Below are 14,456 nucleotides of genomic sequence, written 5' to 3'. Positions count from 1 at the left end.
TATCTGCACTGAGTTTCGGGGTATCATTCGCCATGGCTTGCTCTCCCTGGATTGTTGGGTGGTACTAACAATCATACAGGATTTGAGCAAGCCGCTTTACTTGCTGCCAATTTCAGCCAATTTTGGATCTACTGAGACTCTGTGCCTCTGTGGTGGATATTGTTACCCCGCGGTGCCGCCGCCGTCGACGACCAGCACCGCGCCGGTCATGAATGACGAATCGTCGGACGCGAGGAAGAGCACCGCGCGCGCGATCTCCTCGGCGGTGCCGATGCGGCCCAGCGGCCGCTGCGCGCCGCCCGCCAGGTGCGACGCGTGGCTGACGCCCAACTGCGCCGCCTCATGCGCCATCATCGGCGTGTCGGCGTCGCCGGGGCAGATGCAGTTGACGCGGATGCCCTGCGCGGCGTGATCGAGCGCCATGGCGCGCGTCAGGTTCACCAGCCCCGCTTTCGACGCACAGTACGAGGCCGCATCCTTGCCGCCGCTGATGCCCCAGCCCGACCCGTTGTTGATGATGACGCCGCTGCCCTGCACGATCATGTGCGGGATGGCGTATTTGCTGAATAGGAACGCCGAGGTGAGGTTGACGGCAATCTGCTCGTCCCACTCGGCTTCGCTCAGGTCGAGCACGTTCTTGCGCAGGATCGTTCCCGCGTTGTTGAACAGAATATCGAGGCGGCCGAACGCCGTATGCGCCCCGGCCACAACCTGACGCACCGCGCCGGCGTCGCGCACGTCGCACGGCAGGAAGCGCGCCTGACCGCCCGCCACGCTGATCTCCGCGACGACCGCCTGGCCGCGCGCGGCATCGCGCCCGGTGACGGCAACCGCCGCGCCCTCGGCGGCGAACAGCTTCGCCGTGGCGGCACCGATGCCGGAGGTGCCGCCGGTGATGAGTGCAACTTTGTTGGACAACCGCATCCCTTTTCCTCCGCTAACTGGCTGCGCTTCTTCTTCGTGCCCGAAAATACCCCAACCTCGTTGCATCCGTCTGCTCGCCGGCGAAGCCGTACACACTCGCCCCACTGCCCGCGCTCGAAAGCGCATCGCCGAACGGGTCGTAGCGCCGCGCCAGCGTGACCGCGCCCGTGCCGTCCGCCAACTGGCGCACGCTGCCCAGGCCGTCCGGCAGGTGACATGCCCACGCCCACGCTCTCTGCTTGCCAATGACACGGTTGGCGAAATCGTGGCGGCGGGTTTAGGTGACTATTGACAGTCATAAGACCATTGACGCGCCGTTCCCGTCAGGCGACATAATGCAGCCGCATGAATTGTCCCCTATCACAGTAATTCGCCAACAGTATCTTTCCATGGGCAAAGCCCAGAATCACATGCCTCACAACACCTATTCATGTTCAAAACTCTCCACCCACGGGCTGCCCGGGAGTCGCATGTGCCATAAGAGGATGGGGAGGGATAGGCCGGTTGCCTTCGGTGATGCGCCCGTTACTAGAAGAACGACCTCGCTTTGCATGGAGGCTCCCTTTTGTTCACAATAGTCAATCGCGGAACCATCAATTCCTCCTTCCTCGCGTTGACACATGTCACTCGTATCGTCACACCGACGCATGCCGTCTAGATGCAGACGGATCCATCCGCTATCCCGGCGCTCGATGTACCACTTCCGCCAGTCACTCTCGTAGTGGAACCCAGAAACGGGAGCATCAAATATCTGCTTATAGGTGCCATCCGCTCGCAGGACCAAAACATCGATGCCGCCGGCGCCATAACGGGCAACCCAGCGACCAAGGAGGTCCGATTCCTGAAACGAGGATGGCAAGGGGTAGCACAGCTTGCTCGGAATGCTGGCATCGGCGGTGGGCCGAGTACGCGAGAGGGACCCGTACCCGCCGACTAAGCCGATCGTCAGGCAAGCGCAGGCGATGGAGAGCATTGCAACGAGCGCCAGTACCCGTCTGATCATAGGCAACTCCGTCCTATCTTAACCATGAGTCTTCGATTCGACAGAATCATCGAATATCCAGCAGACCCAACCAGACATAAAAGGGCCAGTAAATCTGTGTGATACATGGTTGATACTGCTCCGACCACATGAAAATCTGTGTCGTGCGTCCGCCCCCGAGGCCGCCCGTCTCAGATCGTGCCTTGGGTCGCAAAATCGCGACAATTGGATTTCCTTGCGCATCCCGATAGTTATCTAGCAGCCAAACCAGATTTCTATTCTCCAGGGCCGGATTCTCGTTGACAACCTGCTCGAGCGTCAGAGGTCTGTCGCCTTCGTTCTCCGGCGGAAATCTCTCTGGAATGTGAGTTCCTGACGCAAGATCCATCCGATTTGCTATGCGGTACTCAACACGCCCTGTCGTGTTTCGATAAACCTCATAATCAACTGAACCCAGGACGTGGAAAATCGGCAAATCAGCCGGGAGGTGCTGGTCGTACAGCGCTACGTAGGCCTCATATTTATTGAACCTCAACTTCCGCGGCCCACTTGTCGGGCCGGCGAGATAGAACCAATAGCGTACTTGGTCCAGTAGAACTGACTCGGCGAGTTCTTTCGTCAATCGACTTCTGCCGTCGAATTCCACGGTTTCAGGTCCCCGCTCGCAGAGGAAATCCGCAAAGATATCAACAGCCCTTTGGGGCTTCGACCATCGCAGATCGGTGCAGTCAAATCTTCGATCGGGCCACATGGAGCCAGTTATGGGGCCCTTCTTGCTGTAGACCCATCGAAAGAAATCCACTGCTTGTCTTGCGGTAATGCCCTCCCAAGGGAGCATCGGGATGCGCGGACTACCAGAATCGAATCCGCTGGGGTCACTGGCATTCACTGGATTGGCATACGCATACAACCACGCATCGTATGACATCGGCTGGTTGTAGTCGCCGCCCCACGTATCCTTTGTCATGAACCGCCCCTGCCCTGGCGCATAATACCTTGCCCGCAGGTACTCCAACCCCGTGGCGTCCGTCTGCTCGCCCGCGAAGCCGAAGGCGCTCGTCCCGCTGCCCGCGCTCGAAAGCGCATCGCCGAATGGGTCGTAGCGCCGCGCCAGCGTCACTGCGCCCGCGCTGTCCGCCAACTGGCGCACGATGTCCAGACCACGCTCATTCAACGAGTTTTAACGACCCGTGCAGTACTTCGCATTCAACGCGGGTGTGTTGTCCACCAGTCTGCGTTCCGGGAGTTCTAGAATCTCGCCGCCCGAGAATTTCCAGACGCCGTTTTCACGGGTGAGATATGCAATCGTCGTGTATGCCTGTGCGACACATGGGCTAATCACCTCGCCGTTGTCGGGATCGACCCTATGCCATGCCCACTCGACGCGCACACGCACTTTGCTCCAATTCTCACTGTATGTCAGGACTTCGAACTCGGTGAACTGCCCGGCAATCCAGACATAGACCACGCACGATCTGCATACGTCCCACCCTTCAAGGGCAGTACCGGTCGCCACTTGCGCGACGGCACTGCGGTCTCGATACCCGGCTACGGAATTCTCCACTTCCTCGTAGTGCAGCAACGCGCGACGCAATTCCTCTTGCTGGTCAGCGGTGACATACGCACACCCTGCCAGCGCGACCACCGCTAAACAACACGCCCATCGCGACACCATGGCGACTCCTCTTCGTCATACTTCGACACGACGCGCTGGGATGATGGGGCCCGCCGCGCTGATCTCCGCGACGACTGCTTGGCTGCACGCGGCATCGCGCCCGGTGATGACCGCCGCCGCGCCCTCGGCGGCGAACAGCTTCGCCGTGGCCGCGCCGATGCCGGAGGCGCCGCCGGTGATCAGCGCAACTTTGCCGGACAACCTCATCCCTTTTCCTCCGCCAGTTGGCTGCGTTTCTTGCCGCGCCCCAACTGCACGGCGCGCTGGTAACCGGCCCAGATCGCGCGCGAGACGGCGGTGCGAAAGCCGGCCTTCTCCAGATAATACAGCGCCTCGGCGCTGGTGCCGCCCGGCGACGTGACCTGGTTGCGCATGCCGGCCAGATGCCGCCCCGACTTCAGCGCGTACTCGGCGGTGCCCTTGACCGTCTGCAAGACCAGTTGCTCCGCGATCTGGCGCGAGAAGCCGAGGTGTACGGCGGCATCGACCATCGCTTCCATGAAGAGGAAGACGTAGGCCGGGCCGTTGCCCGAGATGGCGGTCGCCATGTCGAGGTAGTCCTCGTCGTCTACGTACACCTGCGGGCCGCAGGCGAGGAGCACTGCTTCGGCCTGCTTGCGCTGCACGTCGCTAACGTCGGATGATGCGGTCCAGACGGTGATGCCCTGGCCGATCTGCGCCGGGGTGTTGGGCATCGAGCGCACGATGCCGCTGTGCAGCAGCGCCTTGCCAATCGTTTCGATGCGCGTGCCGGCGAGGATCGAGAGTACGAGCGCGCCGGGCGGGATGCGTCCGTGCAGTTCCGACGCGACCGTGCCGAGCATCTGCGGCTTGACCGACAGCACGACAACGCCCGCACCGGCGACCGCCTCGCGGTTGCTGGCGGTGACGCGGATGCCGTACTTCTGCGCCAGCGCCTGCCCGCGCTCCGCACGCGGTCCCGATGCGACGATGTCTCCCGGCGATACGACGTTCTGCTCGATCAGGCCGCCGATCATCGCCTCGGCCATGGCGCCGGCGCCGACGAAGGCGATCGTGGTGTTTGAGAGCATAGTGTCCTCTGTTAAAAACCCTTCGGGTCGTCATGATCCGAAGGGCTTAATCGTTATGCCGATTTGTGATGAGCAAGTCCCCAAGCGATTGTTGTATGTTTCAGCACTGTATGGGAATCGTCACCCTCCCCCGCGGCGGCAAAGCCGCCGCGCCAATCCCCAATCAGCCTTCCCCCTTCTCCCCCGCGCGCGGGGGAGAAGGGGCCAGGGGATGAGGGGGTGACAACCGCACTGGCCACCAGATATTTGGACGTCATCAAACTGAAACAGTATTACAGTGTGCCCAGCGCTTTGTCGATAATGTTCAGCGCATCTTCGGCCTGCTGCTGGGTCACGATCAGCGGCGGGACGAAGCGGATCGTGTTGTCGAACGGGCCACAGGTCAGGAGCATCAACCCGTCGTCGCCCGCCTTGTGCAGTAGTTCTTTGGCGGCCTTGGTGTTCGGCGCGCGCGGCGTGCCGAACTCAGCGGCGATCATCAGGCCGACGCCGCGCACGTCGCCGATGACCGGGTAGCGGCCCTGCAGTTCGCTCAGGCCGTCCATGAAGAAACCGCCGACCTTGGCCGCGTTCTCGATCATGCGCTCTTCCTTCATCGCCTGAATCGTCGCGACGGCCGCGGCGCAGCCGATGGCGTTGCCGGTGTAGGTGCCGCCGTGCGAGGAGACGATCCACTTGTCCATGATCGACTTGCGCGCGGCGATGGCGCTCAGCGGCATGCCGGAGGCGAGCCCCTTGGCCATGACCATGATATCCGGCTGGATGCCGTAATGCTCGCAGGCGAACCATTTGCCGGTGCGCCCAAAGCCCGATTGCACCTCGTCGAGGATCAGGAGGATGCCGAACTCGTCGCAGATCTGGCGCAGGCCCTGCATGAACGCCTTCGATGGCACGACGTAGCCGCCCTCGCCGAGCACCGATTCGATGATGATCGCCGCCGTGTCATCGGGCGGGCACTGGGTGGCGAACATAAAGCGCAGTTCGTTGAGGCAGAACTCAGTCGCATCGGACTCAGTCATCTGCATGCGGTAGTGGTACGGGAACGGCGCGATGTGCACGCCGGCCACCAGCGGCGCGTAACCCTGGCGGTACATGCTCTTCGAGTTGGTCAGCGACATCGCCATGTAGGTGCGGCCGTGGAATGCGCCCTGGAAGGCGATCACGTTTGCGCGGTGGGAAGTCTGCCGCGCCAGCTTGATCGCGCCCTCGACCGCCTCTGCACCGGAGTTGGTGAAAAAGAACGCGTCCAGGTTCGGCGGCACGACCGTGCGCAGTTCGTCGATCAGCCGGAAGACCGGCTGGTGATACTGGATGTTCAGCTCGGCGTGGATCATCTTGCCGGCCTGCTCGCGAATGGCCGCAACGACTTTGGGGTGGCAGTGGCCGGTGTTGGTGACGCCGATGCCGGACGTGAAGTCGAGGTGCCGCCTGCCCTCGGTGTCGTACACATACACGCCCTCGGCGTGGTCGGCGATGAAGTCGCCGTAGCGGCCCCAGACGGCAGAGAGGTGGTCGGCGGCTTCGGGTAGTTTTACAGTAGCCATAAACGCTCCTTGCTAGTCGCTAGTTGCTAGCTGCTAGTTGCTAGTCTAGCGCATCTTCGAGTAGGTGGTTGGTGCGAGGATGAAGTTGTCGATACTGGTGGTCAGCGGGCCGCCGGCATCGGCCTCGGTCTGCGTGCGCGCCTTGTGCCATTCGGGATCGGCGGCGAAGGCGCTCCACTTCTGCTCGCGGTCGGCCAGGCTGTCCCATGCGAGCATGTAGTACAGGTCGTTGCTGCCTTCGCCAATGGCGACGGTCCAGAAGCCGACCTGCCGGATGCCGTATTTTTCCCAAGACTTGAGAGTGATCGTCTCGAAGCGTTTGTTGAGCGCGGCCAGGCGGCCGGGGTAGGCGTGGTAGACGCGCAGTTCGTAGATCATGCAGGGCTCCGTGAAATGAGGTTGGGCGCTACTTCTTCAGATCGGCCCACAGCTGTTCGATCCGCTGTCGGGCAGCGCCGGGATCGGTCAGGAATTCCGAGCGGCGAAATGTTTCGTCGGACGGGATGGTTGACTCGCGCAGTTGTGCGGACAGTGTGCTCGCCACCCTATTATAAGCCTCCGGGACGGGAGAAAGCGAATAGGTATAGCTGACCGTGCGGGCCGTGCTGGCCGGGCGCAGCAGGAAATCGACCAGTGCGCGCGCCTCCGATTTGTGCGTAGATGTTGCCGGCACCGCCAGGTTCTGCATCCAGAGCGGCGCGCCTTCGCGCGGCACCGCAAAGCGCAGAGCGGCGTTGGTCGATTGGGCGAACGCGGCATCGTCCGAGTACGCCTGCGCGGCCGCCAACTCGCCGGTCAGCAGTTCATTCGACCAGGCCGACGAATCGATGACAGCGATCGTCGCGCGGCTTGCCGCCAGCCGGTCGCGCGCGCGCGTCCAGGCCGCGCTGTCCGTCGGGTTGAGCGGATCGCCGAGCGCCTTGAGCACCGCGCCGAACCCCAGTTGCGGATCGTCGAGCAGCGCGACCTTGCCCGCCAGCGGCTTGTTGCGCGCGGGGTCCAGCACGATGCTCCAGGAATCGATGATCAGCGGCTGGTCGGTGCGGTAAAGAATGCCGACTGTGCCCCAGGCGAACGGGACGCTGTATCGGTTGCCGCGGTCGAACGGCAGGTCTTTCAGGCGGCTCTCGACCCCGGCGAAATTGGGCAGTCCGGCGGCCTCAATCGGCGCCAGCCGCCCATCGCCAATCAGCCGGGGCAGGGTACGGTCGTTCGCGATCACGAGGTCAATCAGGCCGGGCCGGTTCTGCAGCGCCGCCAGGATTTCCTCGTCGGTGGTGTAGGTCTCTTCAATAATGGTGATGGCGGTCTCGCGGCTGAACAACTCGTAGAGTGCGGGGTCCACGTCGTCGGCATGCATCAGCAGGCGCAGCGCGACCGGCGACGCCGTTGCGGCGGGCGTGGCGGCGCGAGGTATTGGCGTCGCGTTTGGGGTGGGCACACTTGTCGCGGTTGGGGGCGCGGGCGTCGCCGCGCCGCACGCGACAAGCGCCAGCGTGACCACCAGCGCGACCGCGAGCGGTAAGCGGGCCATCACTCCTCCTTGAGCGCCAGCGCAACCAGCGCGCCGATCGTCAATACGGCGGCGGAGGCGAGGAAGGGGGCGATGTGCGAGACGGTATCCCAGAGCCGTCCGCCGACTTCCGGTCCGATAACAAGCCCGATACCCTGCAGCGCCGCGACGACGCCGAGCAGCGTGCCGCGCGAGTCCGACGGGATGCGATCCATGGTCAACGCGTTCCAAGCGGGCACGGCCAGCGCGTAGCCCAATCCACCGATCGTTGCGCCGAATGCTACTATGGGTGGAGAGGTGCTGATCGGCGACAGCCAGAGGCAGAACCCGAAGATAGCCAGCCCGACGACCAGCGGTCGCTTGCGGCCGTGCTGATCGGCAAAGCGGCCGAACGGCACCAGCGCGACCGCCGTGGCCAGCGCCGGCAGCGCCAGTGTGAGCGCGAACTGCCCCGGCGTCAGCCCGAGCACATCGCGTCCGTAGAAGGTCAGCACCGGCGTCAGGATCGCCACGCTCATGGTCAGGCAAAAGACAACCACGAACAGCAAGACCATCTGCGCATCCACGCGCAGGGATACGCGCGTTGCCTGTGTCGCCTCCGAAGCCGGTAGCTGCTCTGTGCGCGTTTCCTGAACGCCGAACAGGACAATGCCGGCGACCACGATGATGAGTGCAAAGCAGAACAGGAACGAGAAGGTGAACGACCCGCTGCCGCCGAGGAGCAGGCCGCCGCTGATCGGGCCGGTGGCCAGACCGCCCAGCATGACGGTGTTGACCAGCCCGAAGATCAGGCCGCGGCGGCCGGGGCCGTAGCGATCCGCGATGCTGGCGTAGATGCTCGGCCAGATGCACCCGGCGCCCAGCCCGTTGACGGCGTTCAACAGCAGGAATAGTCCCGGATCGCGCACCTGCATCATCAGGGGCAGCGGCAGCGCCGAGAGGATGACGCCGGCCAGCAGCACCGGTTTGCGCCCGATCCGGTCGGCCAGCCAGCCGGCCGGCGTGCGCATCAGGATGTCGACAACCAGGTACGTGCTGATCGTCAGGGCGACGAGCGATGCCGACTCGTTCTCTACTTCAGACAGGTACAGCGGGAAGAGCGCCAGCAGTTCAACGCCGTGCGCCACTTCCATCAGCACAATTGTCGCGAGCAGGGCGGTGAGCGTCGGGTGTGCGCGCGTCAGCGCCGGCAGATCGCGCAGGCGAAAACGGCGCAGGTTGACGTCGGCGCTGCCCGTCGTGAGATGGTCAACAGGGGTGTCCATAAGCGGGCCGGCACGGCAGCCTCAGCCGATTATAGCACAACGCCGGGAGTCATATCGGGTATAATCCGACCGGGACGGTCTGCATCGCCGGCCCGCACACTATGGCACCGATTGCACTCGAAATTATCTTCATCCTGCTGCTGATTCTGGCCAATGGCCTGTTGGCGATGGCCGAAATGGCCGTCATCGCGGCGCGCAAGACGCGCCTGCAGGCGCGCGCCGATGAGGGCGATCGGGGCGCGCAGGCGGCGCTGGAGCTGGCCGGCGCGCCGGACCGCTTTCTCTCGACCGTGCAGGCCGGCATTACGCTGGTCGGCATCCTCGCCGGCGTAATCAGCGGCGCCACGATCACCGATGAACTGGCGGCGCTGATCGCGCAGGCGCCGGGGCTGGAGCCATTCAGCCGCGTGCTCGCCGTGGCGATTGTCGTCGCCACGGTCACGTACCTGTCGTTGGTGCTGGGCGAGCTCGTCCCGAAGCAGATCGCCCTGCTCCATGCCGAGCGGATCGCGGCGGCGGTTGCGCCCGCCATGCAGGCGCTGGAGCGTCTGAGCGCGCCGCTGGTGCACCTGTTGAGCGCTTCGACGCGCGCCGTGTCGCTGGCGATCGGCGTGCGGCCGGGCGCCGGGTCCGGTGTGACCGAAGACGACGTGCGGCAGCTCGTCGCGCAGGGCGCTGACGCGGGTGTGATCGAGCGGAGCGAGCAGCAGATGGTGGAGCGGGTCTTCCGGCTTGGCGATCGCACAGTGAGCGCGCTCATGACGCCGCGCGCAGACGTCGTCGCGCTCGACCTGGCCGACACGCCCGACGAGATCCGCGCCAAGCTGTCCGCGCACAATCATTCGCGCTTCCCGGTGACGGATGGCGGCCTCGACCACGTCGTCGGGCTGGCCTACGCGCGCGACCTGCTGGCGCAGTTGCTCGGCAACCAGCCGGTAGACCTGCGCGCGGCAGTGCGCCCGGCGCTGTACCTGCCGGACACGCTGCCGGCGCTGTCGGCGCTGGAGCGCTTTCGCGCCGAGCATAGCCACGTGGCCTGCGTGGTGGACGAGTACGGCACGGTGCAGGGCGTGATTAGTATCACCGACCTCATGGAGTCCGTGGTCGGGGATATTCGCCTGCCCGAGGAAGGCGGGGCCGGTTTCGTGCGCCGCGCCGACGGCTCGTTCTTGATCGATGGCAGCCTGCCGGCCGACGAACTGCGCGACGTGCTGGGCATCACGCATCTGCCGGGCGCGGGCGGCTATCAGACCATCGGCGGCCTGATGATGGGCATGCTGCAGCGCGTGCCCGCCGCCGGCGACTATTTTGATGCGGAAGGCTTCCGCTTCGAAGTGGCCGACATGGATGGCCGCCGGGTGGACAAGGTGCTGATCGCGCCGCGTGTGGGTTGAAATTCTGCGCCGGATTGTCTATACTTGCCCTACACTAACTATCACAATACGCCGCAGGAGACCGTGCGATGACTAAACTTGATCTGCGCAAGGAACTCAAGCACCTTTACTCGCCGTCGGCGCGCGAAATCGAGATCGTCAACGTGCCGCGCTTCAACTACGTGATGTTCGATGGCGAGCTCGATCCGGGCGAGCCGCCGGCCGCGTCACCCGCATTCCAGGAGGCGGTCGAGGCGCTGTATGCCGTCTCGTATACGCTGAAGTACATCTCGAAGTCGCGCGAGCGCAACCCGATCGACTATCCCGTGATGCCGCTGGAAGGATTGTGGTGGGCCGACGAGGGCACCTACGCGCTGCTGCCGTCGGAACCGTGGAACTTCACGCTGATGATTTTGCAGCCGAAGCATATCACGGCGCGCCTGTTCGCGCAGGCGATGGAACAACTGCGCGGGAAGGGCACGCACGTGCCGACCGGCGTGCGGCTGGAGCTATACCGCGAGGGGCTGTGCATCCAGACGATGCACATCGGCCCGTACACGCACGAGCGCGAGACGATGGACCGCATGCAGGATTTCGCCGACGCCAGCGGTTTTCGTTACTCCGGCAAGCACCACGAAGTGTACATGGGCGATCCGCGCCGCACCAAGCCGGAACGGCTCAAGACGATCTTGCGCCAGCCGGTTGCCAAGATGCGTTAGTACTTTTCGTCCACGAAGGGACACGAAGGATCACGAACTACAACGCCCCGGAGGGTTAGATCCTCCGGGCGTTTCTGTTGCCCGTACGTGCAAGCCCAATCCAGAAAATCACCCGAAGAAACACGATATGAACTGAAAGCCTATTCGTGCTACTTCGTGTCACTTCGTGGAAACGAAGCCAGCAGCTCGGGCAAGCGTGGTTCCAGTTCGCCGAATCCGCGATACACGAGCCGAAAGGCGGGCGTCTGCCGCGCCAGCCGCGATGCTTCGCGGAAGCCGTGCTCGGGCAGGTTGCGGGCGTTCACGAGGCATTGCATTAGCGCGAGCCCGGCCTGCGCCGGCGAGAGCCGGGCCCATTCGAACGGTGCGGCCGCGTCGTAGTGCACGAAGAGGATTCCGCTCAACGGGGTCTGGACCGTCGCGTCTGGTGCGCCGAGGGACGCCAGTGGAATGAGGCTGGCGGTCTCGCAGGTCAGCACGTCGCCGATGTCGACGAGCCGCGCGGACAGGAGTTGGCGAGACGCCGGCTTGATGTTCAGCGGGCGCGTGAATGCAGCGAACTCCGATGCGCCGTCGGCGACGAACGTCAATTCATCGGTAAGGTAGTCGAAGCCGTGTGACAGCAGCCAGGCAGTCAGCGTGCTCTTGCCCGCACTGCTAATCCCCGGAATGACCAGCCCGCGACCGTTGTGCCGCAGCGCCGCCGCGTGAAACAGCAGCCCGCCCGTGCTCCGGTCGGCCAGGTGGTAGCAGACGCGCCCCTGCAGGTACTCGGCCATGGCCGCATCGGACGATGCGAAGTAATCGGGCTCGCTGTCGCCACGCAGCACCAAGCCGTCGCCCGCGTCCTCGACGCGCAGCGTGATGTGCGGTGCAGCGTCGGCCTCCGGCAGGTGCGCGAACAGGAACGCCGCCACCGCCTCGGCGCGCAGCCCGTGCGCCTCGACTGCGACCGTGCTGCCCGCGAACGCGATGCGCCGGATTGTCATGCGACCGTAATCACCCCGTCGGACAGAAAGCGCTCCAGCGTCGCGCTGACCTGCGCCGGGATCGCCGCGCCGGCCTCCGGGTACGCTTTCGCCAGCAGATCGATCAACTGCGCGGCGGTCAGCGTGCCGTCGCACAACTGCCAGACGAGCGCGGCCGTGGCGTTGCAGTAGACGACTTTGGTCTGCGACGGATGGTAGATCAGCATCTCCTCGCCCATCACTTCAAGCCGGTAGTCCGGCGCGTGCTGCGGTTTCAGCCCAAGATCCATGTTCACCGCCCAACGGGTTCAAACGGGAAGCGCGCGGCCTGCGTCCACGCGGTCCATTGATGCCGGAGCCATGCGCCGGCGGTGCCGGTGGCCGTCGCATCGGCGCCGTAGCGAACGCGCAGCCACCAGGCGGGCGGCGCCAGCACGTTGCGCGCGATGCGCGGTAGCGACTGCCGCAGCGGCCGCTCGGGCGCAAAGCGCGGCCAGCTTGCCACGATCTGCTCGGCTGCATCGGCCGGATACTCGGCGCGCGGCGGCAGGTAGGGGCGCACGGCATCCGACCAGGGCGTCAGCGCATCGAGGTGGGCTAGGGTGCGCCACACGGCGCGATACTGCCGCTTGATAATATCCCAGTCGAGCACCGTCGCCCAGCGTTCGACCAGGCTGGTTAGGTCCGCAATCCAGACCAGCCGCAGCGGCTCATAACCGAGCGGCATGCACAGCGCATGGCGGTAGACGTGCCAGAGCAGCTCCTCGCGGGCGGGCGCGCGCGCGGCAGCGCCGCCAAACTCGAACGGCAGGCTGCCTGCCGCCCAGTCATCGTAGGTGCGCGGCGCGCGGCGCGGCTCGTTCAGCGACACGCATTGATGAATCTCGATGCTGATCGTCGTGCCTTGCATCGGGCGTTTGGCAGAGGCGAGGTGATGGTGTCGTGCGGGCAGGCCGTGCGCCGGCGACTCGGGTAGGGCAAATCCCGCCTGCGCCAGCAGCCGCCAGGCCCGCTCCGCATCGGGCGCGCGTACGAGCAGATCGACATCGCGCATCGGGCGCAGGTCGGGCGACGGGTAGACCAGATGCGCCAGCGCCGCGCCTTTGAGCACCAGCACATCAATTTGCTCGCGCGCGAACAAATGGAGCACCTCTGCCAGCGCCTGCGCGCGCGCAGCGGCGGCTTGCCGGTGGCGCAGGGTCAGCGCCGCCAGCGGGCGCTGCGCGCCGGGCGGCAGTGCGCCCGCATCGCTCAGGTGCGAGTAGACGAGCGGCGCCAGGCCGTGCTGCTCGGCCGCCTCGACGAGCGAGGCGGCATCAACGCGACTCGCAACCGCAGCGAGCACGCCGTGCAGCGCGGGCGGCATTTGCGCGCGCGCGCTCAGCGCCAGCGTGCGGTACAGGCTCATAAATGGAAGCGCGGTCCCCCGGCCCGACAGGAGTCGAGCGGGAAACCGCGCGAAATGTTGCAGTGAAACTTGCGAACCGTTAGCCCTGGGGCCGTGGCTGCGACGTCTGCGCGTGCGTGGGCAGCTTGCCCGTCTCGATTTCGGGCTTGGCCCAGTTGGTCGGCACGATGGCGCGCGCACCGAGAATGGCGCCGGCCGCGCCGACTTTCTTCAGCAGTTCGCGGCGCGACATGGCTTCCTGCGGCGTTCGGTTTCCTTCGCTCACGATGTCTCCTCTCGTATCATAAATGACGAACGGTTGATGGCTAGACGCATGTGCTGAAAATGAACGGATTGGCTATCGCATTGCTGCCAGAACCCACGGTGACGCCCTGCGTTTGATCAGGGTCAGAGCACAGGCTGTCATGTGCTTTGACTGTCCGGGCGCCAAACGGGACATTTGGGATGCTAAACGACCACATGTCGTAGAAATTGTTCTGGTTGTTGGGGTCGGGCCCGAACCCGACGTAGGTTGGACTTACGGACAGCGCGGTGCCAACGATACTCGCCATGAACCGCGAAGACGTGGACGGCTTTTTTCTGGTAGCACTCGGCATGTCGATGAACGGCCCCTCCCAGATATTGCCTGTCACCGTGCCAAGGCCTGACGTCTGTGCGTGCACGGGCAGGTTGCCCGTTTCGATTTCGGGCCGCGCCCAGTTAGTCGGCACGATGGCGCGCGCGCCGAGGATGGCGCCGGCGGCGCCCAGCTTCTTCAACAGTTCGCGGCGCGATAGCGGTTCCTCTGGATGACTTGCCTTTTCGCTCATGATAACTCCCTCCAAGAATAGTGGTGGCATTTTATCGCAAACAAGCCTGCTTGGCAATAGAGAAAAACTGGTGGTATTTGTTTACCGCGTCTGCCGACGCATATTCGTTGGTATTGCCGCGTGTCCGGCCTGGTCGTCCGCTCGATGGCCGCATGCGCGATGCTGCTGGCACGACTCGTATTGAATTCTCACTTGAAGCATGCCGAGCGCGCCTCGCCCCCCTC

Annotated in this window: 18 protein-coding genes; 2 read left to right on the top strand and 16 right to left on the bottom strand. The window is 64.4% G+C overall.

Going from position 1 to position 14,456, the window contains the following annotated elements:
• Positions 1–162 precede the first annotated feature (162 nt).
• The 11 genes from HZB53_03635 to HZB53_03585 all read right to left on the bottom strand — a co-directional run bounded on the left by HZB53_03635 (position 163) and on the right by HZB53_03585 (position 8,955).
• Positions 163–924 (bottom strand): SDR family oxidoreductase, encoded by a 762-nt coding sequence (locus HZB53_03635; GenBank protein ID MBI5876719.1) that lies wholly within the window; start codon positions 922–924, stop codon positions 163–165.
• Positions 925–937: 13 nt separating this feature from the next.
• Positions 938–1,114, bottom strand: a complete 177-nt coding sequence (locus HZB53_03630) for a hypothetical protein (protein MBI5876718.1) — start codon at positions 1,112–1,114, stop codon at positions 938–940.
• Positions 1,115–1,348: 234 nt separating this feature from the next.
• On the bottom strand, positions 1,349–1,927 hold the full coding sequence (locus HZB53_03625; protein ID MBI5876717.1) for a hypothetical protein: 579 nt from the start codon (positions 1,925–1,927) through the stop codon (positions 1,349–1,351).
• A gap of 46 nt (positions 1,928–1,973) precedes the next feature.
• Positions 1,974–3,080, bottom strand: a complete 1,107-nt coding sequence (locus tag HZB53_03620) for an RHS repeat-associated core domain-containing protein (protein ID MBI5876716.1) — start codon at positions 3,078–3,080, stop codon at positions 1,974–1,976.
• 6 nt (positions 3,081–3,086) lie between these two features.
• Positions 3,087–3,581, bottom strand: coding sequence for a hypothetical protein (locus HZB53_03615; protein ID MBI5876715.1), 495 nt, complete (start codon positions 3,579–3,581; stop codon positions 3,087–3,089).
• Positions 3,582–3,596: 15 nt separating this feature from the next.
• Positions 3,597–3,788, bottom strand: coding sequence for an SDR family NAD(P)-dependent oxidoreductase (locus HZB53_03610; protein ID MBI5876714.1), 192 nt, complete (start codon positions 3,786–3,788; stop codon positions 3,597–3,599).
• A complete protein-coding gene (locus tag HZB53_03605; GenBank protein MBI5876713.1) occupies positions 3,785–4,633 on the bottom strand; it encodes a pyrroline-5-carboxylate reductase in 849 nt (282 codons plus the stop codon). Before HZB53_03605 ends, HZB53_03610 begins: the two co-directional genes overlap by 4 nt.
• Positions 4,634–4,905: 272 nt before the next feature.
• Positions 4,906–6,177: an aminotransferase class III-fold pyridoxal phosphate-dependent enzyme gene (locus tag HZB53_03600; protein MBI5876712.1), complete on the bottom strand. Its 1,272-nt coding sequence runs from the start codon at positions 6,175–6,177 to the stop codon at positions 4,906–4,908.
• 45 nt (positions 6,178–6,222) lie between these two features.
• Positions 6,223–6,555, bottom strand: coding sequence for an NIPSNAP family protein (locus tag HZB53_03595; protein MBI5876711.1), 333 nt, complete (start codon positions 6,553–6,555; stop codon positions 6,223–6,225).
• A gap of 28 nt (positions 6,556–6,583) precedes the next feature.
• Complete coding sequence (locus HZB53_03590) at positions 6,584–7,711, bottom strand: spermidine/putrescine ABC transporter substrate-binding protein (GenBank protein MBI5876710.1); 1,128 nt, start codon at positions 7,709–7,711, stop codon at positions 6,584–6,586.
• On the bottom strand, positions 7,711–8,955 hold the full coding sequence (locus HZB53_03585; protein ID MBI5876709.1) for an MFS transporter: 1,245 nt from the start codon (positions 8,953–8,955) through the stop codon (positions 7,711–7,713). Before HZB53_03585 ends, HZB53_03590 begins: the two co-directional genes overlap by 1 nt.
• Positions 8,956–9,056: 101 nt before the next feature.
• Here HZB53_03585 and HZB53_03580 point away from each other — a divergent pair, with 101 nt between their 5' ends.
• Entirely contained in the window at positions 9,057–10,349 is a 1,293-nt protein-coding gene (locus HZB53_03580; protein MBI5876708.1) for an HlyC/CorC family transporter, read from the top strand.
• Positions 10,350–10,417: 68 nt separating this feature from the next.
• Positions 10,418–11,047, top strand: a complete 630-nt coding sequence (locus tag HZB53_03575) for a GyrI-like domain-containing protein (GenBank protein ID MBI5876707.1) — start codon at positions 10,418–10,420, stop codon at positions 11,045–11,047.
• A gap of 149 nt (positions 11,048–11,196) precedes the next feature.
• On the opposite strand, the gene HZB53_03570 is transcribed toward HZB53_03575, so the two are convergent.
• From HZB53_03570 to HZB53_03550, 5 genes are all read right to left on the bottom strand, one after another.
• Positions 11,197–12,036 carry a hypothetical protein gene (locus tag HZB53_03570; protein ID MBI5876706.1) on the bottom strand — a complete coding sequence of 280 codons (840 nt, stop codon included), beginning with the start codon at positions 12,034–12,036 and terminating at the stop codon, positions 11,197–11,199.
• The gene (locus HZB53_03565; GenBank protein MBI5876705.1) at positions 12,033–12,305 is read right to left on the bottom strand and encodes a PqqD family protein; all 273 of its coding nucleotides are present in this window, start codon (positions 12,303–12,305) and stop codon (positions 12,033–12,035) included. Before HZB53_03565 ends, HZB53_03570 begins: the two co-directional genes overlap by 4 nt.
• Positions 12,306–12,307: 2 nt before the next feature.
• Entirely contained in the window at positions 12,308–13,423 is a 1,116-nt protein-coding gene (locus tag HZB53_03560) for a nucleotidyltransferase family protein (GenBank protein ID MBI5876704.1), read from the bottom strand.
• A 79-nt stretch (positions 13,424–13,502) separates the two neighbouring features.
• Positions 13,503–13,688, bottom strand: a complete 186-nt coding sequence (locus HZB53_03555) for a twin-arginine translocation signal domain-containing protein (GenBank protein MBI5876703.1) — start codon at positions 13,686–13,688, stop codon at positions 13,503–13,505.
• A gap of 40 nt (positions 13,689–13,728) precedes the next feature.
• A complete protein-coding gene (locus tag HZB53_03550; protein ID MBI5876702.1) occupies positions 13,729–14,232 on the bottom strand; it encodes a hypothetical protein in 504 nt (167 codons plus the stop codon).
• Between the last annotated feature and the right edge of the window lie 224 nt (positions 14,233–14,456).

This window comes from Chloroflexota bacterium (assembly GCA_016235055.1).
GTDB lineage: Bacteria > Chloroflexota > Anaerolineae > JACRMK01 > JACRMK01 > JACRMK01.
The sequence above is the reverse complement of the archived record's forward strand: the minus strand, read 5'-3'. Positions and strand labels throughout refer to the sequence as shown.

Bases quoted from the DNA above. Each gene is read 5' to 3' on its own strand.
- HZB53_03635 (MBI5876719.1), bottom strand. From the start codon at position 924: ATGCGGTTGTCCAACAAAGTTGCACTCATCACCGGCGGCACCTCCGGC.
- HZB53_03625 (MBI5876717.1), bottom strand. From the start codon at position 1,927: ATGATCAGACGGGTACTGGCGCTCGTTGCAATGCTCTCCATCGCCTGC.
- HZB53_03615 (MBI5876715.1), bottom strand. From the start codon at position 3,581: ATGGTGTCGCGATGGGCGTGTTGTTTAGCGGTGGTCGCGCTGGCAGGG.
- HZB53_03610 (MBI5876714.1), bottom strand. From the start codon at position 3,788: ATGAGGTTGTCCGGCAAAGTTGCGCTGATCACCGGCGGCGCCTCCGGC.
- HZB53_03605 (MBI5876713.1), bottom strand. From the start codon at position 4,633: ATGCTCTCAAACACCACGATCGCCTTCGTCGGCGCCGGCGCCATGGCC.
- HZB53_03600 (MBI5876712.1), bottom strand. From the start codon at position 6,177: ATGGCTACTGTAAAACTACCCGAAGCCGCCGACCACCTCTCTGCCGTC.
- HZB53_03595 (MBI5876711.1), bottom strand. From the start codon at position 6,555: ATGATCTACGAACTGCGCGTCTACCACGCCTACCCCGGCCGCCTGGCC.
- HZB53_03590 (MBI5876710.1), bottom strand. From the start codon at position 7,711: ATGGCCCGCTTACCGCTCGCGGTCGCGCTGGTGGTCACGCTGGCGCTT.
- HZB53_03585 (MBI5876709.1), bottom strand. From the start codon at position 8,955: ATGGACACCCCTGTTGACCATCTCACGACGGGCAGCGCCGACGTCAAC.
- HZB53_03580 (MBI5876708.1), top strand. From the start codon at position 9,057: ATGGCACCGATTGCACTCGAAATTATCTTCATCCTGCTGCTGATTCTG.
- HZB53_03575 (MBI5876707.1), top strand. From the start codon at position 10,418: ATGACTAAACTTGATCTGCGCAAGGAACTCAAGCACCTTTACTCGCCG.
- HZB53_03570 (MBI5876706.1), bottom strand. From the start codon at position 12,036: ATGACAATCCGGCGCATCGCGTTCGCGGGCAGCACGGTCGCAGTCGAG.
- HZB53_03565 (MBI5876705.1), bottom strand. From the start codon at position 12,305: ATGGATCTTGGGCTGAAACCGCAGCACGCGCCGGACTACCGGCTTGAA.
- HZB53_03560 (MBI5876704.1), bottom strand. From the start codon at position 13,423: ATGAGCCTGTACCGCACGCTGGCGCTGAGCGCGCGCGCGCAAATGCCG.
- HZB53_03550 (MBI5876702.1), bottom strand. From the start codon at position 14,232: ATGAGCGAAAAGGCAAGTCATCCAGAGGAACCGCTATCGCGCCGCGAA.